The organism is Lysinibacillus sp. S1, from assembly GCF_044986265.1.
Classification (GTDB): Bacteria; Bacillota; Bacilli; order Bacillales_A; family Planococcaceae; genus Lysinibacillus; species Lysinibacillus capsici.
Genome location: NZ_CP173154.1, coordinates 2,264,657 through 2,286,093 on the forward strand (window position 1 = coordinate 2,264,657; position 21,437 = coordinate 2,286,093).

Below are 21,437 nucleotides of genomic sequence, written 5' to 3' on the forward strand. Positions count from 1 at the left end.
TTAGTCAACTCCATCGGTTTGCTAAAAAGCTATTTTGAAAATCGTCATATTTTACGCGCTGATTTTCATAATAGTCATGATCTTGAGCAGTCATTCCTGCTATTAGTGTATTTAAAAATGCTATGAGTGCTGGCATAGCATCAATTGTTGAAACTTCTTGTTGTTGTTCATTCACAAAGGTGATAGTTGCATATTGAGTAATAGGTGCAATTTGAGAATCGGTTATGCCAATAATCTCACATTTTTTTTCTTGTAATTCGGCTGCAAATTGGATCGGCTCTTTAAAGTAACGGTGGAATGATAAAATAATTACTACACTATTTTCAYCAATCWCKKGAATAGCACGTATGACCTCACTTGTTTCAAAATTTAATAAAACAACATTCGGTCGCAAAAGATTTAATGTAAAATGAAGCCACTGTGCAGCTAAATGGGAAGAGCCATTCCCTGCAATATATATTTTTTTCTTCTCATGTAGCAATACTGAAGCTCGATTAAAGTCTTCCTCGTTAATGTTTTTAGCCATATTTAAAATGCGAGATGCATCCTTTTCCATCGTCTTTACATAAAAACGTGGATTTTCAAAAAGAGCTTGCTTCGATTGCAAATAATTCTGCAAACTACTTGCATTCCCTTCATTAAATAAATGCATGGTTACCTGACGTTGCAATTGTGCATAACCAGATAAGCCTAATGCGTAACAAAAACGGATAACTGTCGTTTCACTTACTCCGGCCTTTTCCCCTACATATGAAGCAGAGTGGATTCCTACTGTCTGTAAATTTTTTAATATGAATGTAGCTACCTTTTGTTGACTTTTAGACAACTCTTGATATTTCTCTTGAATCATTTGCTGAATTGTTTGATCTCTCATAAAAGAAGCTCATCCTTTTTTTATTTATACTATGAAGCCATTACTTCATTTTCATGTACCCTAGACTAACATAATAATTTTCGGAATTCAATATTTTTTCTGAATTTTATACTTTCTTAACTGTTACCTGCCTAAATCATCCTCCGACATTTAATAAATTCGCTTCAGTTAAACTGCGAACCCACTCAACCTATGCTATATTTAAAACCATGGAACTATGAAAGGGTGTTAACAATGGCAAAGAGCTTAGTAATTGCTGAAAAACCTTCTGTAGCACGTGATATTGCACGTGTGCTGAAGTGTAATAAAAAAGGAAATGGCTTCCTTGAAGGAGATAAATATATTGTGACTTGGGCGCTTGGACATCTTGTAACACTGGCTGACCCAGAAAGCTATGATGTGAAATATAAAACATGGAATCTTGAAGATCTCCCCATGTTACCTGAACGCTTAAAATTAACGGTTATAAAGCAAACTGGAAAGCAATTTAATGCGGTCAAAAGTCAGCTTACACGTAATGATGTTAATGAAATCATCATTGCTACAGATGCTGGACGTGAAGGTGAATTAGTAGCACGCTGGATACTTGATAAAGTGAAAATAAAAAAACCTTTGAAACGCTTATGGATTTCCTCTGTTACAGATAAGGCAATAAAAGATGGGTTTGCCAATCTAAAGCCAGGCAATGCATATGATAATCTCTATGCCTCTGCTGTAGCTCGCTCAGAGGCAGATTGGTATATCGGGCTTAATGCTACTCGTGCTTTAACTACCCGCTTTAACGCACAGTTGAATTGCGGACGTGTACAAACACCAACAGTAGCAATAATTGCTGCACGTGAAGATGAAATTAAAAACTTTAAGGCACAAACTTATTATGGTATTGAAGCGCAAACAACTGATAACTTAAAGCTTACATGGCAAGACCAAAATGGTAATAGTCGTAGCTTTGATAAAGATAAAATCAATACACTGGTGAAAAAAATAGGAAATAACAATGCCATCGTTGCGGACATTGAAAAGAAACCTAAAAAATCATTTGCACCTGGTCTTTATGATTTAACTGAATTGCAGCGAGATGCCAATAAAATCTTCGGCTACTCAGCGAAAGAAACATTGAATATCATGCAAAAACTCTATGAGCAATATAAAGTGTTAACTTATCCACGTACGGATTCTCGCTTTATTTCACAGGATATCGTTGCTACACTACCAGAACGCTTAAAGGCCTGTGGTATTGGTGAATATCGCTCCATCGCCAATAAACTGCTTACTAAACCAATCAAGCCAACAAAGGCCTTTGTCGATGATAGTAAAGTATCAGATCATCATGCGATTATTCCAACAGAGGGCTATGTAAATTATTCAGCTTTCACAGATAAGGAACGTAAAATTTATGATCTTGTTKTAAAGCGTTTCCTAGCTGTTHTACTGCCKGCTTTTGAATATVAACAACTAACACTGCGTGCAAAAATTGGCGATGAAAGCTTTATTGCTCGTGGAAAAACGATTTTATMATCTGGCTGGAAGGAAGTTTATGAGCATCGCTTTGATGATGAGGACACAGCAGATGACGTAAAGGAACAAATACTACCACGCATTGATAAGGGCGATATATTAAAAGTAAAGCTTATTGCCCAAACTTCTGGTCAAACAAAGCCACCTGCTCGATTTAATGAAGCTACTCTTTTATCAGCCATGGAAAACCCAACAAAATATATGGCAACGAATGATAAAAAATTAGCCGATACATTAAAATCTACGGGCGGTCTTGGCACAGTCGCTACACGTGCAGATATTATTGAAAAGCTTTTCAATTCCTTCTTAATAGAAAAGCGTGGTGGCAAAGATATTTATATTACCTCTAAAGGTCGTCAACTACTCGACCTAGTGCCAGAGGAATTAAAATCCCCTGCCCTGACAGCAGATTGGGAGCAAAAGCTTGAACTTATTGCAAAGGGCAAGCTAAAAAAAGATGTATTTATTAGCGAGATGAAAAATTACACAAAGGAAATTGTTACAGAGATTAAGGGTAGTGACAAAAAGTATAAGCATGATAATATCTCTACCAAATCATGTCCTGATTGCGGTAAACCAATGCTTGAAGTGAATGGCAAGAAAGGAAAAATGCTTGTCTGCCAAGATCGCGAATGTGGTCATCGGAAAAATGTCTCACGTACCACAAATGCACGTTGTCCACAATGTCATAAAAAATTAGAGCTTCGCGGAGAAGGTGATGGTCAAATTTTCGTTTGTAAATGTGGCTATCGCGAAAAATTATCAGCCTTTGAAGCAAGACGCAAAAAAGAAGGCGGAGGCAAGGTCGACAAGCGCTCCGTACAAAAGTACTTAAAGCAGCAAAACAACGAAGCTGAGCCTGTGAACAATGCACTTGCTGAAGCATTGAAGGGGTTAAAGTTCGATTAATTAAATATCCTGTCTTAAACAAAAGCACACAATTGATCGAATATCTACAAAATGATCAATTGTGTGTGTTTGAATAATGTGTAATCACAAAAACAGTATATGTATGTAAAAAGTTGTAGCCTCTTAATTAAAAACATTATAAGGTAAATCTAAAAACTTCCTCGAATAAGAAAAAATAGAGTGAACAGCCTAAGCATTCACTCTTATATTTTTACTTTATTAGCCTAATTATTCGTGGAAACTAATCAGATATTATTTAGCATATATTTTTCCCATTTTGATTAATGGAGCTGTATAAAACCAAGCTATAATTAAGTTCGGGACCCAGCATAACCATGAAATTACTACATAATAGGATGCATATGCTTCACCACCAAATATGAGAGCAAATAAACCAAGCCATAAACGTAATGTAACAGCTACAAATGTTAAACTATAACTTCTAATTGCCCAAGCTCTGTGCAAGTATTTCTCACCTTTGATAGCAAAGTAAGTTACCATCAAACCTGTGTAAATCCATAAAATTGCGAGGATACCAAAACCAAAATGCGAAATAATCCCTCCTGTTGAATATAAAGCTGTATAGAAACCTGATATTCCTCCAATTAGAATTCCCGCTACATACGTGTAACCCAAGTATCTATGGACAGTCACTTTTTTTCTCCGTAGCTTTTTAATAAATAAAAAGGGACCAATCAGTAACGAAATAGAAGACCCAATAATATGAATAAGAATCATTGTATCCCATATATAAGAAAGTTTCTCCTTATAATAAAACACTTTAACAAAATAAAATCCAGAGTTAACCAAACCTATAATCCCATACTGAATAATAGCATATATGACGATGCTAAAACCTAATACAAACACAAGCCACTTAAAAAGTATTTTTATTTTACTAGGTTCTGTCAAAAATTAAGACCACCTTCCTCTTTTAGGATAACCCAAATAATGTTTATTACTTCTAACGATTTGTATGTACTATTAGTAAAAATAAACTTTTAGAGTTGCACATTTAACTTTATTTATATTTTTCCTCTTTTTTAATCAAATCCTTTAGTAATTTTTTAGCATCTAATGTCTCTATTTGTATATTTCCCCCTTCTCTTACGCATAGAGAAATTTGATAACTACTTTCAATTTGAAAGGTTTGAATATTTACATTTTGTTGTTTTCCATCTAACATAATCGTTGGTTTTTTAGCATAAACATTTGTTTGTAAACGATTAGGTGATAAACTTAGACCTTTGCCAATCATTTTTAAATAACTTTCCTTTATGGTCCAAATCATATAAAAATACTTTATTGCTTCATGATTAGAAAGAGATTTTAATTTCTCATACTCTTTCTTTGTGAGAGCACCTTCCATTGTTTCTAAACAAACAGGCTTTACATATTCAACATCTACACCTACCTCTTCTTTAGAAACTGCTAATACTACCCAATTTCTCGAATGAGAAATATTAAAATGAAAGTATTCTTGATCCCTAATAAACGGTTTTCCATATTTCGTAAAACTAATAGCATTGGAATACTGATCATATTTTAGAATTTTTTTTAACATCATATACCCTAGTAAGCTTCTGACCTTATCTTCTTTATGATAGAATGATTTTATTTTCTCTTTTATGGCAAAAGGAAGAAAACACGTAGCTCTATTTAATGTTTTATCATCTAAGGAATCCAATACTTTTACTAGATATAAATCAATACTCATTGTTTATACCAAAGATAATTCTAATTTCTCTACTATTTGTTGCACAATTAATTGTTCAAACTGATGGATAAAGAAGTGATTCCCTTCCATCTTAATTATTTCAAAGCTTCTATTTGTCAGTGAACCCCATTCCTCAATGGACTGAACTGTAACATTTTTATCATTAATCCCTGAAAAAGCTGTAATAGGAACAGGAATTATATCATTATCATTAGAAAATTGGTAAGTTTCACAAATTTGAAGATCAGCTCTCATAATTGGGAGTACTAAATTTAATAATTCTTTATTATTCAGTATCGTCTCTGGCGTTCCATCTAGTTCTCTTAATCTATGAATAAGTTCTTTATCTGATAAATCATACGTCTTTTTATTAGTACTTCTATTAAGATGGGGTGCTCGATGAGCTGAAGGGAAGAAGTACTTTGGCAACAGTCCTTCATCTTTATTTAAAGACTGAATCAATTCATAGGCAATTAAAGCCCCCATACTATGACCAAAGAAACAAAACGGTTTTTCCTCTAAATAAGGAATAATCGCTTTTTTTAACGATCCCACCAAAATATCTTTTTGACGAATAGATGGTTCGTTGATTCGTCTCCCTCTTCCTGGCAATTCTATACAAGCCAATTCAATATCATCCGGTAAATATTCATTCCATCTTTTATAAATATTAGATCCACCACCAGCATAAGGAAAACAAAACAACCTCAATCGTGCCTCTGTTTTTTTCTCATCTATTATTACCCATTTATTTTGCAATTGGTTCACTCCTTACTCTGATAGGAGTACTGCTCTTAAAACTACGAAAAGAGCAGTACCTTATTTCAAATCTTTATTTCTAATTTTGAAAGTCGTTTGATTTTATACATGTATTAATTTAGGTTCGATATAATCAGCTAAAGAACGAACGCTTGGATCTTGATAAAAATCCCTTAATGATAGTTCAATGGACAATTCTTTTTGCAGTTTGGTCATCATTCGTATTGCCTGCATCGAATCCCCACCTATTTCAAAGAAAGTGTTATTTATCCCTATTTTCCCCACTTCAACTTTTAAAATTTCAGACCATAATTTAGCAATTAGTCGTTGCATTTCTGTAACTGGAGGCTCCCACTTTTGCACCAAATGAGTTGTCTCATTTATAAGTGAATTCAATACTTTATAATCTACTTTTCCATTAGGTGTTAGTGGAATTGACTTAATACGGATAAATTGAGACGGAATCATATAACTTGCTATCTTGTTTTCAAGGAAACGGTATAAGTCCTCAGTTTCAATATCGTACTCGGTTATATAGAATGCAATAAGGCTTTTATTATCCTCCTTATTGCAAGCTAATATAGTACATTTATCAATCTTTGAATGTTTGATCAAGTTTGCTTCAATTTCTCCAAGCTCTACTCTATGACCTTGGATTTTTACTTGATTATCTTCGCGACCTAGCAGTTCAATATTACCGTCCGGTAGATATCGCCCGATATCTCCTGTTTTATAAATCCGTTCTCCAGTTCGTGGATGAATAATAAAACTATTTCGGGTTTTCTCTTCATCTTTCCAATAACCTTTCGCAACCCCTAGACCGCTGATATAAATATCTCCATACCCCCAAATAGGACAATGCTCTAAAAATTTATTTAAAACATATACCTTCTGGTTTTTCATCGGCTTACCATAAGGAATACTCTTCCAATCTGTCTCAATAGTTTCTATAGGGTACAGAATAGACCAAATTGACGCTTCTGTAGCACCACCTAATGAAATAACTTGTAGATTAGTATTTTTCGATAAATCCTTTATTTGATCTGGTAAAGATAGTGGGATCCAATCTCCACTTAACATAATTAATCGAAGAGTTTTTGGAAGACTCAATGTATTACTATAGACATACTCTACTAATAACGACATAAACTGTGGTACTGAATTCCAAATAGTAATTTGTTTTTCATTTATTAATTCAAACCAATGGATAGGATCTAAAACTTTCTCCTTGTCCGGAATTACAATTGTCCCCCCTGTTGCTAACATTCCAAAGAAATCATATACAGATAGATCAAATGTAAAACTAGATAACGCTAAAACTTTATCTTGTGCACCTATAGAAAAACGGTCATTAATATCTAAAATTGTATTCATTGCTGACTGATGAGAAATCATAACGCCCTTTGGATCACCAGTAGAACCAGATGTAAAAATTACATAGGCTAAATCATCAGGATTAACTCTTGCTGGAATCGTATCCTCACTATACGAAGAGAAATCAAAGGTATCCACTTCAACTAAATGTATTGAATGATTTTCTTCAATGTTTAAATCCAACCATGATTGAGTTAGAACAATCTTAACATCTGCCTTTTGAATTAAATAATCGATCCTTTCTTTAGGTAATTCTGGATTTATCGGTAAATAGGCGGCATTTGCTTTAAGTATGGATAATCCACCAATGGCCTGTTCCCATCCTTTATCCATGAAAATACCGATAACCTGATTTTTCTTTGCTCCTAAATCAATTAAATAATTACCAAGAGAATTTGATTTTTTATTTAACTCATGATACGTAAAGTTACGATTAGTGGTCTCAACTGCAATTGCATTTGGGTACTGTAATGCTTGCCTCTCAAAGCTTGTATGCAGGAGTTCCTTTTCCCAATCTTGTTCTGTATCATTTATTAGGGCTCTTAATTCTTTCTGATTATTCGGAATTAAAGAAATTACAGTTTGTTCCCAGATTTCATCTTCTATAGCTAACTTCTCAACAAACGACCAATAAGATTCAAACATTTCTTTAATAAACCCATCAGGATATACTTCTTCTACAACATCCCAATTGCACAGCAATCGTTTAGTATCTTCCCAAACACCACAATCGAGCCATACTTGGGATGTTTGTGTAATTCCATCTTCACTTACAGGCTTAAATGGAATCGGTGTATCTTCTTGATCAGGCACTGGGACCACAAGTGCCGAGGTAAATACAACAGGCATCTTTGCTTGGGTTGCTTCTCCTTGGACACTTGTCATAGCTCTAAGTACTTCCACTCCAGAAATATAATTATGCTCTAAATCTATCCATAAATCTTTTTGAATTTTTCGAGCCCTTTCAATAAATGTAATATCCATTTGTTGATTAATTGCTAATAGCGTTAATGAAGTGAATTCTCCTACAATGTCTGTAACTTGCGGATGAACGGCATGCCTGCTTAAAAACGTCAAATTCAATGAAAATGCAGATTCCTTACTCCAAGCAGCAAATACTTCTGCATGTATGGCTAATAATAAAGCAGTAACAGTAATTCCATAACTACTCGCTTTTTTCTTTAATACTTCCCACCGTTCCCTTTCTAAGACTCGATGATATCGAGTAAACTTTGGATTATGAATTGAACGTGGATTTCTTGCTATTGGGAAATCAGGAGCAGGAGGCAATGATTTGACTTTTTTGTACCAATACTCTCTTGCTTCTTTATATTTTGGGGAATTCTTAATAATTTCTTGTTCGGCAAATACATAATCTCTAAATGAAAAATCTAATACAGGTAGCATCTCTGACTTACCTTCGTATAGAACAACCAACTCTCTAACTAAATTGACAAAGCTCCAGACATCCCAAAAAAGGGCATCTGTTGAAAAATGAATTCGTGCTTTATTTTGAGGTAACTTTGTGATCCGAAGGTCGAAGGTTGGCCATTCAGTCACACATAATTGTTGATGAGACATTTCATTTCTTACCTCTTGTAAACCACTAGCACACTGTTCCTCATTTAAATTCTCTAAATCTTGTACTTTAATATTATAATACGGAACCTCTTTTAAAGTTTGTTGGTACCCATCTTCTGTAATAATCGTCCGCAGCATTTCATGACGGTTAATTAATTGATTCCATGCTTGCTCAAAAGCCTCAATCCTTAAATCTTCAGCTTCTAACTCATCATAGCTATGTGTTGTAACATTTCCTAACTCAAATATTTCCTGTCTGCCTACCCAATACGCTTGCTGTACATCAGTTAATGGGAAAGGCTTATACTTATCTTCCTTTCTAGGTTGATATTCAGGAAGATCATATTCTTCATTCTGCTCCTCCCCCTCAAGCTTTGAAATGTATTTAGCTAATTTTGATATAGTTGCATTTTCAAATATTGCCTTTAGTGGGACATTTATATGAAAAGCTTTACGAATTTGACTAGTGATTTGCATCGCCATAAGCGAGTGGCCGCCTAACTCAAAGAAATTATCATTAACTCCAATTCTTGGTTGTTTAAATGTTTGTTCCCAAATGTCTTGTAACATACTTTCAACTAAGGTTCTTCCCGAGATATAGGAGGATATATACTTTTCTAAATCAGGAAGTGGTAACAATTTGCGATTAACTTTTCCATTAGCATTGAGTGGAATATGATCGATTTTAATAAATTGATTTGGAACCATATAATCAGGTACATACTTTTTCATATGGGCTCTTATTTCTTTTGTTGAAACTTCTTTTTCACTTTCTACATAATAGGCGATTAGTTGTTTTTCATCATTTTCACCAACATCAACTACAATACCTTCTTTTAAATGAGCAAGCTTTAGAAGAACAGAGCTCACCTCATTGAGCTCAACACGAAAACCTCTAATTTTTACTTGACTGTCCATTCTACCAACAAGTTCAACATTCCCATCAGGTAAAAATCTAGCTAAATCTCCTGTTTTATAAATAAATGAGTTCTCTTTCCCTAGTGAATGATAGATAAATCTTTCGTTTGATAATTCTTTTCGATTCTTATAACCTTTAGCGACTCCTCTCCCACCGACGTATAGTTCCCCAACTACACCATAGGGTACGATGTGTCGCTTAGAGTCTAAAATAAACATTTGTTTATTAGCAAGGGGCTTTCCAATGGGAACAGTAGATACTTCAGGTAAATACTCCCCATTCCATTCAAAATAAGATGTATCGATTGTATCTTCCGTTAAGCCATATGAGTTGATTAATCTTGTTTCTGCATTCAAATATAATCGAAAATATTTATATTCGTTCATATACCAAATATCAGAGCCAAGAACTATAATTTTTATTTGGTCTAGTTTTTGTTTGCTATCCTCGCAATACTGAATAAGATGACGGAAAACTGCTGGGACAAATTCTGCAAAATCAATTTTTTCCTTTACAATTAATTCATATAATTCTCTTGAGTTTGTCAAATACTCTGGAGGACATAAAACAAGTTTTGCACCAGATAAAAGCGCACGAATGATATCTCCAGTGCAAACATCAAAGGAAAAGCTCGCCATTTGTAAATGATTTTTTATTCCATTATTCAAAGCATATGCTTTTTCCCAGCCATAGTAAGCATTAAGAAGATTTCCATGAGAAATAATCGCTCCTTTAGGCTGTCCAGTAGTCCCCGAAGTATAGATGATATAAGCAGTGTCATCTAAATCGATTTCTTCCCCTTGATAATTTTCATTCATTTCGCTCAATTTTTCTTTAATTGTGTTGTTTAGAACAATAACTTCATTTAAACCCAGAGATACATCTGGATTGAAGTTATAAGAAGTAATAAGGACTTTGATACCGCTATCTTTTATAATAAATTCTTGCCTTTCAATAGGATACTGAGGATCTATAGGAATATAAGTCGCCCCTAATTTTAATACTGCCAAAATACTAGTAACCATTTCGATTGATTTATCAACTGATATTCCAACCAAAACATTTTTTTTGACACCCTTTATATTCAAATAGTTAGATAAACGGTTTACTTCCTTATTTAATTCATCGTATGTTACTGAACGATCTTTGTAAGAAAGAGCAATATGATCCTTGTTTTCTTGAACAACCTTCTCAAACAATGTCATTACAGTATTAGAAGCGTTAAAAGGTATTTTTGGACCACTTCCTAATGCAACTAGTTCTTCTTTTTCTTTTTCTGACATTAAATTTAAATGAAAGATATTCTGTTCTGGATTTTCCGAGATTTGACCCAATAAATGTAAATAATGAGATGCCATCCTTTCGATTGTATCTCTTTCGAATAATTCTGTATTATACTCAAATACAATTTTAGGTAGAACATCCCCACTTCCTTCGAAAATATCTAATGATAAATCAAATTTGGATGTTCCTGGATTTACATGTTCGAAATCAACAGTTAGATTTTCTAATTGTATGGAAGGAATGGCATTTTGATAAGAGAATAGCACTTGAAATATTGGATTGTAACTTAGCTCTCTAGTCGGTCGTATACATTCTACGACGGAATCAAATGAAACATATTTATTTTCAAAAACCTTTAAGGAATTAGATTTTACTTGCTTTAATAAATCTGTAAAAGTTAATTGGTCTGATAATTTTGTTCTAATAGGTAAAGTGTTCACAAATAAACCAATCAAGTCTTCTATCTCTGATTGATCCCGGCATGAGATGGGGAATCCTACAGTTATATCGTTCTGGTTTGTATAACGACTAAGCAGGACTTTAAATGCTGCAAGAGTTATCATAAATAATGTTGTATCGTTCTTTTTACATACACCGGCTAACTGATTGTAGATATCTCTAGGCATCTCTAACGAGTATAAATCTCCCTTATGATGCTGTTCCCTTGGCCGTTTATAATCTAAAGGCAGATTAAGTAATTCTGTACACCCTTCTAATTCCTTCCGCCAAAATACTAACTGCTTTTCCCTTTTTTCTTCCGTCATATAGGATTTTTCCCACTCAACATAATCAGTATATTGAAGTACCTTACTATCAACGGCTTGTATTATATTTCCTTCCTCTAACTGTTTATAAGTTGTTAATAGCTGTTTGATAAAGTTTTCAAGTGACCAACCATCAAAAATAATATGATGGAAGGATAAAATAAGTAGAAATTCCTGTTCTTCTATTTGTAAAAGAGTAGTGCTCCATAAGGGACCCTGTTCTAAATAAAATGGCTGTTGAAGAATATCAGTAATACGTTGTTGAATCTGATCATTAGAAAAGCCTTGTACGTTGTTCAACTCTAAATTTATCCGATTTAATTGATTATTAATTTTTTGGTATCCTTCTCCATTTTCGTCGGCCCAAAAATGCATACGTAGAATATCATGTCTCTGGTTTATTAGATTAAGTGCTTCTTCCAAAACTTTTGGATTTAATGAGCCTTTGAATCTTAAGCAACCAGGAATATTATAAAAAGGATTTCCATAATCAAGATTTTCTAGAAAATATAGCCTTTGTTGACTTGAAGATAGAGGGAAAGAAGTTTTCTCTCTTTCCCCCGGAACAATCTTTTTCTTTTCTTTATTTAGTTTTTTTTGTAACTCTTTTTTTATTAACTCTTTTTTCTCTTCTGATAACTTAGATATATTATCCAATAATCTATTCGTCACACCTATTCTCCTTCTTCACCTGCTGAAATTTCTTTTAAGACTGCCTCTATTTCCGTTTGTGAATACGATTCCATCTCACTTATAAGCTCAGAAAGTTCAACATCCTCTTTTAACTGAATTGATTCAAAGATGGTTATAAGAATCTGTTCGGATAAATCTAAAATATTAATTCCTTTTAATAAATCTACAACAGCCATTTCTACATTTAAGTCGCGTTCGATAAAATTCTTTAATTCAATGGATATCATAGAGTCTAACCCCCAACTTGTTAAAGATTGCGAAAGGTTTAATTTCTTTTTACTCATCCTTAAAACAGTCGATACAGTGTCTAGCAAATATTCTTGAATGGCACTTAACTTATCACTATCTTCTTCTAAACTGTGAATTTTTGCTAAAATACTCTCTGTCTGTTTCGAATCCATTGTTTTTGTAGTTGAGGCTGAATCGATTAAATTAGAAATCATCAGTGGTGTATACTCGACTGGATAATTTCTTTTTGCGATTTTATCCCAATCTGCACCTAACACTGCTAATTGAGATTTTGATTGACTTAGAATCATTTCTAAGCACTTTAATCCCTCGTCTGGAATCATTGGATATAAACCTCTGTCAGTAAAGAAGGTATTTAAATCCAATTTTGTAGCCATCCCTACTTCTTTCCAAGGTCCCCAGTTGACACTAATAGTACGTTTTCCAATAGAATTTCTATAATAAGATAGTGCATCGAGAAAGGCATTGGCTGCTGAATAATTACTTTGACCTGGAGAAACAACAAGTGAAGCAACTGAAGAATACAATATTAAAAATTCTAATTCCTTATCATTAAAATACTCGTGTATATTCCATGCACCCCAGATTTTCGGTCGTAGAATACTATTAAATTCCTCCACTCCCATGTCTTTCATTAACTGCGGCTTTGCAGTACCTGCTGAATGAATTACACCTTTGACCTCTGGTAGGCCCATTTTATAGAATTTATCCATATATTCAGTCAATTGTTCTTTATTAGTAATATCAACAGATGATACATGAATAGTTGCCCCTAATCGTTCCAACTCAATAATAGAATTAATTTTTGTATAATGAGGATTATTACTGTCTATCTCCCCCCAACTTTCTCTATTCGGAAGTTGAGTTCTCCCCATAAGAATAAAGTGGCGTGCCCCCTTCGAAATCATCCATTTTGCTGTAACGATTCCTAAAGAACCAAGTCCTCCTGTAATTAAATACGTTACTGATGGATTAAAAACAACAGGGAAAGGCTTTGGGTGACTTTCACTAAAAAGATTCTTTTCCAATCTAGCTACAAACCTTTTCCCATCTCTGTAAGCAATTTGATCCTCGTTATCTTCATATAAGATTTCATTTAAAATGTTTTTTGAATCCTCATCATAATCATGAATATCTATATCTATTATTCCTCCAAAGAGATGGTAGAATTCTTGGTGACCAATAACTCGCGCCATACCCCATATACTGGATTGGGAAACGTTTACTAAATCATTATCTACTATCTGTTGCGCCCCCCTAGTAATCAGCCAGATTAGTCCTTCTTTGTTGGTTACTTTACTATCTGAGAGAGCTCTTAATAACAATAAAACTGAGTTTGTCGTTAATGTCTCTGCTCTTTCTAAAAGATTCAAATCTAATGCTTCATTGTCTAATAAATCAAGACTCCATAAATGAAGGATCCGTTTACAATTATATGTATCCAATAATTTTTTATATGAATCTTGATCTTTAGCATCAATAACTGTAGTGGATTGTGCGTTTTCTAAAGAATAATGTACTAGTTTAACCTTCTCACCTACCTTTTCTAGTAAAGAAGCTATTCTATATCCAACTCCCCCTTTATCAGCAAAAATAAGCCAATATTCTTCACCTATAGCTACTTTCTTCTCTTCTTTCTTCAGTTTCGATTCCTTCCACTGTAATTCATAAATTCTTTGTTGATCGGATGATGAATGATTTGCATCTCGTAAAGAAACTGCTTTACATTGATTAATTTCTAAAATTACTTCACCCTGTTCATTTACTAAATAAATATCACCAATTAGATTACCTTCAGATTTTTCACTTATTTTTGCGTATATCCACATATCTTTAGTTAGAGAGTGATATACTTTACCTTTCCCGATTTCAATAGGCATATATACGGTAGGGGTTTGCTCGAATGGCAAGGCTGCAGCCATTACTTGAAAGCACAAATCCAACACTGCAGGATGAATAGTATAATCGTTAATATCTTTTAAAAGTTCTGCTTTTATTTGAATGCGACCGAAAGATTCATTTTCACTTTGATTTCTCCATAACTGTTCTATTCCTTGGAATTGTTCACCATACTCTAAGCCTAATGTTTTAAAATGTTGATAACATGCTTGTTTGCTAACTGCATCTGTAATTCGTTTTTTTAAAGCCTCAATTTCTATCTTCCTTGTTGTTGTAGAAATTGGATAAACAACCCCTGTAGCGTTAAGATCCCAAGGAGTTTCTTCTTCATAACCACGACTAAAGATTTGAAACTCACCTTTTTTGTCATTGTATGTGAGATTCATTTCAACATCCTTTTCGTGTGTTAAAAATAGCGCTTTTTTGAATTGAACATTCTCCACACTTAATGTCACATCATCCTTTCCATATATCTCTCTTACAGCGGATAAAGCCATATCTACATACCCAGCACCTGGGAAAACAATTGTACCTTGAATCTTATGATCACCAATAAATGGTGAATTATTAATATTTAACTCGTTTTTCCAGATATAATTTAAGGTATCTATCCGTTCACCTAATATTGGATGTGTTTCACTATTTCCTAATCTATCTCGCATCGCTGGTTCTGTTTCTGCCCAATAATACTCTTTTTGCCAAGGATACGATGGGACCTTAGTAGAAAAAGCATTAGAACCATCCATTATTCCCCAATCTAATTCAATTCCGTTGACATACAGTTGCATATAGGTTTGATTAACATATTGAGTTTCTGATTCTTTCCTTCTAAGAGAAGAATGAACATGCCCATCAACTCCACATTGTTTTAAACATTCATAAATGGACGAAGTCAGAACAGGATGAGGACCTATTTCAAGGAACGAGCAGAAATCATTTTTAATAAGTTCTATACAGCCTTCAGCAAACCGAACTGGTAATCTAATATTTTTCCACCAGTATTCAGCATCGAAATATGTTTCATTACATTTTCCCCCATCAACAGTAGAATAGATTGGAATTACTGGTTTATGAGTGCGGATGTCTTTTAAAGAATGTAATAATTCTTCTTTAATACTCTCCATGTAATGACTATGATAAGGTACATCTACTTGTAAATATTTACTGAAAACTTTATTAGCATCTAATAATTCAAAAATCTCACCTAGCGCACTCTCATCTCCTACAAGTGTTATTGAAGTGGGACTATTAATAGCAGCGACAGATACAACATCCTCATAATTTTTAATATAGGGTTGGATAGTCTCTTCTGACATGCCAACCGCTAACATTTTCCCTTCTCCAGTTAATAGCTGTTGCAACCTACTTCTTGTGTAGATAACTTTAACAGCATCTTCTAGGCTTAAGATGCCTGATACAAATGCAGCAGCTGCCTCTCCAGCACTATGGCCAATAATTGCAGCAGGTAGAACCCCTTTTGATTTCCATAATTCATAAAGGGCCACTTGAATGGCAAAATTTGCGGGTTGAGAAATCTTTGTTTGTGACATTAATGAATCTCTTTCATTTTTCATCATTTCATCGCGTAAAGACCAACCAGATAAGTTTTGAAAAATTTGATCAATATTATCAATTGTGTTTTTAAATATTTCTTCTTTCTGATACAACTCATGGCCCATCCCCCACCATTGTGGTCCCATACCTGTAAATACAAATACTAATGGAGATTTATTAGTTACAACCCCTTCATATATACAGGAATCTGATTCATCGGATATATAGGCATTAAGTTTATTTTTTAAATCTTTAATCGATTTAGCAATAATTGACAACCTATGCGAATAATGATCCCTTCTACAAGCTAATGTATATCTTAAACTTTTCAATGAAGTTTGATTGCTATCAAGAGATGCTTTTAATTGACTTGCAAAATCATGCAATGCATTTTTATTTTTAGCGGATAACGGTATTAATAAATTTTTCTCAAGTTGATCATTTTCATAGAGATTATTTTGTTCAGGGATATATTCTTCAATTAATACATGTGCATTCGTTCCACCAAATCCAAAAGAATTTACTGCTGCTCTTTTAGGACCTTTTGTTTCTGGCCAAGGTGTGTTTTCTTTTGGAATGGTTAAGCCTAATTTTTCAAAATCAATATCTGGATTGACTTTATTTAAATGGAGATGTTTTGGAATTAAGTTATTTTTCATACTCATAACAGTCTTAATAACACCTGCTATGCCAGCTGCTGCTTCTGTATGGCCTATATTTGTTTTGACAGAACCTATTAACATTTTTTCACCATCTATACGTCCTTTTGAAAAGACATTTCCAATTGCTTTGGCCTCGATTGGATCCCCAACTGGTGTTCCTGTACCATGGGCTTCAATATACTGAATGCTAGAAGGTGAAATATTGTTTTTTTCATATGTATTTCTCATTAAATCTTCTTGGGCTTGACCATTAGGTACTGTAATACTCGATGTATGACCGTCTTGATTACTTCCTGATGCACGAATAAGTGAATGTATATGATCTCCATCTGCAATAGCTTGAGAAAGTGGTTTCAAAATAATTACTCCTGCGCCTTCCCCACGAACATACCCATTTGCACGACTATCATAGGTTTTTGAACGACCATCTGGTGAAAGCATTCCTGCTTTTGATTCAGCGATAAAATATTCTGGCTTTAACATAACATTTACACCGCCGACTATAGCCATTGAAGATTCATTTTGCAATATGCTTTGACAAGCAAGATGTAAAGCTACTAAGGAAGCGGAACATGCTGTGTCAACAGAAAGTGAGGGTCCTTTCAAATCAAATGCGTAGGATATGCGGTTAGATAATAATGTCATCATTGAACCTGTGGCAGAATGTGAATCAATTCCGCGTCGGTTACTTTCTGTAAATTGCAACAATTTCCAATCTAGAGTAAATGCTCCTATAAAAACGCCTACGTTTCTTCCGGCTAAATTTTCAGTTGGTAACCCAGCATCCTCAATTGCTTCATGTGTCACTTCTAACAACAAACGTTGTTGGGGGTCTAATAAGCTAGCCTCTCTTGGCGATATTCCAAAAAACTCAGCATCAAACTCTGCAACTTTATCGAGAAATCCTCCCCATTTAGCTCTAGTTTTACCTCTTTTTTTGTTATAAGTATCATAATAACGATTAATACTCCATCTATCCTTTGGAATCTCCGTAATAGAGTCCTTCCCATTTTTGATGTTATTCCAAAACTGCTCTGGATTATTACTGCCTCCGGGAAATCTACATCCCATCCCAATAATAGCAATTGGTTCATTTTTTTCGCTCATGCACCCATCTCCTTTGTAATTTTATAGAAAAAATATAACATATTGTAAATTTTATTTTTCCTGATTATTCATTTTTCAATAATTTGTAATATTTTACTTATTTAAAACTTAGTTATAAGAAGAAAGTTATTGATAAAATTCAATTTAAGGGATAAAATATTTAATTTACAACTTATGGTATTTTTAGAATTTTTTCTATAATATAACATATTTACAAAAAATATTTTAGAATTTTTATATATTTCATCTTATTGTAATAATTAGTTAAATTATAATTAGGTATAAATAGGAAAACATTGATAAAATTACAAATTAAGAATAAAATTCTTATTATTGCTATTTAGTTAATAATTTATTGAAGCAAATATATTTTTGGAGGTAATTTAATGAGCGAAGAGTATCATGCGATTTTTGGGACGGGTCCACTGGGACTAGCAATTATGGATCAACTTATTCAAGAAAACAAAAAAGTGCTCTTAGTAAACAGGAGTGGAAAAGCAAATGCTCCACAATCTGTAAAAATCATAAAAGGAGATGCTACTAAACTTGAAAGTGTAATAGATATTTGTAATTCTTACAAAATTTCAGTCATTTATCATTGCCTAGGTCTTCCCTATTCATCTTGGTCTGACTTATTCCCACTTATGATGAGTAATATCATTGAGGCAGCGTCAATCCATAATATCAAAATAGTCTATGCAGATAATCTCTATGCATACGGTCCACAAAACAAATCTCTACATGAAAATGATCCATATAATACTATTGGTAAAAAAACTAAAGTAAGAGCTGAGGTAGCAACAAAATTAATGAATGCTCATAAAGCGGGTAAAGTAAAAGCAACTATTGGAAGAGGTACGGATTTTTTTGGACCACGTGTCAAAACATCTGCCTTAGGTGAGCAGGTAATAAAAAATTTAATGCTCGGCAAGCCAGCAGATGTTTTAGGTAATCCTGATGCAAAACACTCTTATATTTTTATACGAGATTTTGCTAAAGGACTTATAATATTGGGGGAAAATGAAGAAGCATTTGGTGAAATTTGGCATATACCAACCAATGAACCTACTACAACAAGATTAATAGTACAAAAAATTGCAGAAGAGCTGGGAACTACAGCTAAGTTTAGGGTTGCTGGAAAATTCATTGTTAATATAGCAGGAATATTTAACTCAGACATGAGAGAACTTAAAGAATTAATGTATCAACATTTACATGATTTTGTTGTAGATTCAGAAAAATTTCAGAGAAAATTTTCGTTTTCTAATACACCTCAGGAGGAGGCAATTTACCAAACTGTCGAGTGGTATAAAACAAAGTATGAGTAATTTTCAGCAGAACTAGCGGTTTTCATCCGCTAGTTTTTTTATTGACTAATTCTTCAAAAAAATATTTACGTAGGATTCATACTCAAACTTCTTTTACATATCTTGAATTGACTGAATATTCTATATCGAGGGAGGTTTTTAATGGAAGCAAAAAATTTTAGGCCACGTAATGTAATTTTTATGACGGTTGTTGTAGGTGTCTCTGTGTTAATTGGCCAAGCTATTTATGTCTTGTTTATTGATGTACCTTTTCCATAAGAAAGATTTATATCTTTAATTGACTAAGTAAATATTTCCCATTATTGATTATTTCCTGATGATTCGGTTTCCATTTTTGTGCCTCTAGATTATGCTGATAGGCATTTTCAAATAACCGTAACTCCCTGTATAAAAGGCTTAATTGTAAATGAGGAATCCATGTTGAATAAGCACGCTTTTGGATAGTCATTGTATCGGCAGGAGCTTGTTGCAAGGCTTGAGAGTACCAGTAAATAGCCTCTTTATGTTTTAATTGCTCCATAAAAAATTGGCCCATTCGGCAACATGCTTCTGGCTTTGGTCGATCATATAAGAAAGATTGCAAAACAGCTTGCTGTGCTTGTTGATCATCATGTAAACGTCGATAGCATTCCCCTACATGTAAACAAGCCTCAATGCGATTATCTGTAGTGCCTAAGTTGCTATCCAAAAATAGGTTGTATTGATTAATAGCTTCTAGGTAACGGTGATGCAATTTTAGTTCATTGGCATAATGAAAATTCTCAATTGCTGAAAGAGAATGTCCATTCTTTATTAATCCCTCATAAATATTTATATTGCGATGAATATCTTTCGTTAACGGTAAATGTGTGACAGCGATATCACTATGAAAGAGCTGCCCTGACACCTTTAAATTCTCATGAACAGCACCCTCCCATTGAAAATGATTCGCCCTTTTTACTAGACGAAACTTTCGTTCACTACACTCCACTTCCCCATCACAATCAAGCGTCAAATAATAATCCATTGTTACAGCATCAATAGAAGGAAATAATGTTTGCTTTAGTTGGCTGAACTTGTGCTGATTTTCCTTTGTCATAATATCATCAGCATCAAGCCATAAAATATAGTCTTTTGTTGCCTGCTGAAAGGAAAAATTTCGTGCTTTGGCAAAATGATTACACCAGGAAAAGTCATAAATTCGAGAGGTAAAATTTTGAACAATCTCTTTTGTACGATCAGTTGAACCAGTATCAATAATATTAATCTCATCCACGAGGTGCTGAACCGAATCTAAGCATCTTTCAATCGTACATTGTGCATTTCTAACAATCATACATAAACTAATCGTTAACATCTGTCCCCTCCTTAGCAATGGTTTAATTTATGCTAATGTAGTATTTTATCGAAAAAATTTTTCGATTATCACCTAACTCTGTAAATTTATAATGTAAAACAAAAAAAACGAACGCGATTTACGTTCGTTTTTTCTAGCAATTGAAATCCTATTGAATCAAGATAAATATTGCTCACGCCATGTTAATTGTTCTTTGTCTGTAAGCTGTTGCTCTAAATGATGATCCCATTGATTGAGTAATGTATTCCATACTCGTACAAATACTATATCCTGTTCCTTATCATAAAGAACAAACTCTAAACATGGGCTATCATTAATTTGTTGAGCTTCTGTTTGAACAATTTTTGCGATGACTTTCTGAGAGCTACCTTCCTCTTCTTCATCCGCTTCCTGTAAAGCTGCAATCACCATGGACTCCTCAAATTGTTCCTGTTGTTCTGCCTCTTTGTCAATATAACGATAAAGCTCTGGCAATTCATCATATTCATCATTATTCGTATCGACTGTGAGAAACGATTGATGGCAAGGACTAAAGTAAAGCGTGGAGGTTTCTTTCTCTAGTTCTTCTTCAAAAATACCTCTTTCTAGCTGCCTCTGTCCTTTTTCAGTTAGCCTATAGAAATCATCTTCATTCCTCACAAGGTTTACTCGAATCATTAAAGAAACCAAGTCTTCAATAAATAACGGGTCTACAAGCAATAACTCGCTCAATTCCTGTGCGTTGCTAAAATCCGCCTCTTGAATACTAAGCAGAAGCATTGTCATTAAGACATCCATTGTTGAACGACGAACAGGCTCATAGGTCACATCAACTGTTCGAATGGGAATACACCATTCAGCCGTTTTGACAATCTTAATATTACGATTCTGCTGAAGCTCACGCATTAGTCGTTGTTGTAATTTTGACAAT

Annotated in this window: 10 protein-coding genes; 2 read left to right on the top strand and 8 right to left on the bottom strand. The window is 33.8% G+C overall.

Annotated elements, in window-relative coordinates:
• Nucleotides 1-4: 4 nt before the first annotated feature.
• Nucleotides 5-874: a MurR/RpiR family transcriptional regulator gene (locus ACHZEU_RS11395; RefSeq protein ID WP_404804545.1), complete on the bottom strand. Its 870-nt coding sequence runs from the start codon at nt 872-874 to the stop codon at nt 5-7.
• Between the two features lie 234 nt (nt 875-1,108).
• Between ACHZEU_RS11395 and ACHZEU_RS11400 the strand changes: the two genes are divergently transcribed.
• Nucleotides 1,109-3,301 carry a DNA topoisomerase III gene (locus ACHZEU_RS11400; RefSeq protein ID WP_404804546.1) on the top strand — a complete coding sequence of 731 codons (2,193 nt, stop codon included), beginning with the start codon at nt 1,109-1,111 and terminating at the stop codon, nt 3,299-3,301.
• A 252-nt stretch (nt 3,302-3,553) separates the two neighbouring features.
• On the opposite strand, the gene ACHZEU_RS11405 is transcribed toward ACHZEU_RS11400, so the two are convergent.
• The 5 genes from ACHZEU_RS11405 to ACHZEU_RS11425 all read right to left on the bottom strand — a co-directional run bounded on the left by ACHZEU_RS11405 (nt 3,554) and on the right by ACHZEU_RS11425 (nt 17,863).
• Nucleotides 3,554-4,213 carry a DUF2306 domain-containing protein gene (locus ACHZEU_RS11405; protein ID WP_257961661.1) on the bottom strand — a complete coding sequence of 220 codons (660 nt, stop codon included), beginning with the start codon at nt 4,211-4,213 and terminating at the stop codon, nt 3,554-3,556.
• 109 nt (nt 4,214-4,322) lie between these two features.
• Nucleotides 4,323-5,018, bottom strand: a complete 696-nt coding sequence (locus tag ACHZEU_RS11410; protein ID WP_279493782.1) for a 4'-phosphopantetheinyl transferase superfamily protein — start codon at nt 5,016-5,018, stop codon at nt 4,323-4,325.
• Nucleotides 5,019-5,021: 3 nt separating this feature from the next.
• Nucleotides 5,022-5,777 carry a thioesterase II family protein gene (locus tag ACHZEU_RS11415; RefSeq protein WP_257961663.1) on the bottom strand — a complete coding sequence of 252 codons (756 nt, stop codon included), beginning with the start codon at nt 5,775-5,777 and terminating at the stop codon, nt 5,022-5,024.
• Nucleotides 5,778-5,879: 102 nt separating this feature from the next.
• Nucleotides 5,880-12,371 carry a non-ribosomal peptide synthetase gene (locus ACHZEU_RS11420; RefSeq protein WP_279493781.1) on the bottom strand — a complete coding sequence of 2,164 codons (6,492 nt, stop codon included), beginning with the start codon at nt 12,369-12,371 and terminating at the stop codon, nt 5,880-5,882.
• Between the two features lie 2 nt (nt 12,372-12,373).
• A complete protein-coding gene (locus ACHZEU_RS11425; RefSeq protein WP_279493780.1) occupies nt 12,374-17,863 on the bottom strand; it encodes a type I polyketide synthase in 5,490 nt (1,829 codons plus the stop codon).
• A 386-nt stretch (nt 17,864-18,249) separates the two neighbouring features.
• Here ACHZEU_RS11425 and ACHZEU_RS11430 point away from each other — a divergent pair, with 386 nt between their 5' ends.
• Nucleotides 18,250-19,191 (top strand): NAD-dependent epimerase/dehydratase family protein, encoded by a 942-nt coding sequence (locus ACHZEU_RS11430; RefSeq protein ID WP_257961666.1) that lies wholly within the window; start codon nt 18,250-18,252, stop codon nt 19,189-19,191.
• Nucleotides 19,192-19,456: 265 nt separating this feature from the next.
• Here the strand turns inward: ACHZEU_RS11430 and ACHZEU_RS11435 are convergent, their stop codons facing one another.
• Nucleotides 19,457-20,527, bottom strand: coding sequence for a glycosyltransferase family 2 protein (locus ACHZEU_RS11435; protein WP_259949339.1), 1,071 nt, complete (start codon nt 20,525-20,527; stop codon nt 19,457-19,459).
• A 156-nt stretch (nt 20,528-20,683) separates the two neighbouring features.
• Entirely contained in the window at nt 20,684-21,436 is a 753-nt protein-coding gene (locus tag ACHZEU_RS11440; RefSeq protein ID WP_279493779.1) for a hypothetical protein, read from the bottom strand.
• Between the last annotated feature and the right edge of the window lies 1 nt (nt 21,437).

What these genes read in the sequence shown, in the direction of transcription:
- ACHZEU_RS11425 (WP_279493780.1), bottom strand. Translation starts at nt 17,863, where the DNA reads ATGAGCGAAAAAAATGAACCAATTGCTATTATTGGGATGGGATGTAGA.
- ACHZEU_RS11430 (WP_257961666.1), top strand. Translation starts at nt 18,250, where the DNA reads ATGAGCGAAGAGTATCATGCGATTTTTGGGACGGGTCCACTGGGACTA.
- ACHZEU_RS11410 (WP_279493782.1), bottom strand. Translation starts at nt 5,018, where the DNA reads ATGAGTATTGATTTATATCTAGTAAAAGTATTGGATTCCTTAGATGAT.
- ACHZEU_RS11435 (WP_259949339.1), bottom strand. Translation starts at nt 20,527, where the DNA reads ATGTTAACGATTAGTTTATGTATGATTGTTAGAAATGCACAATGTACG.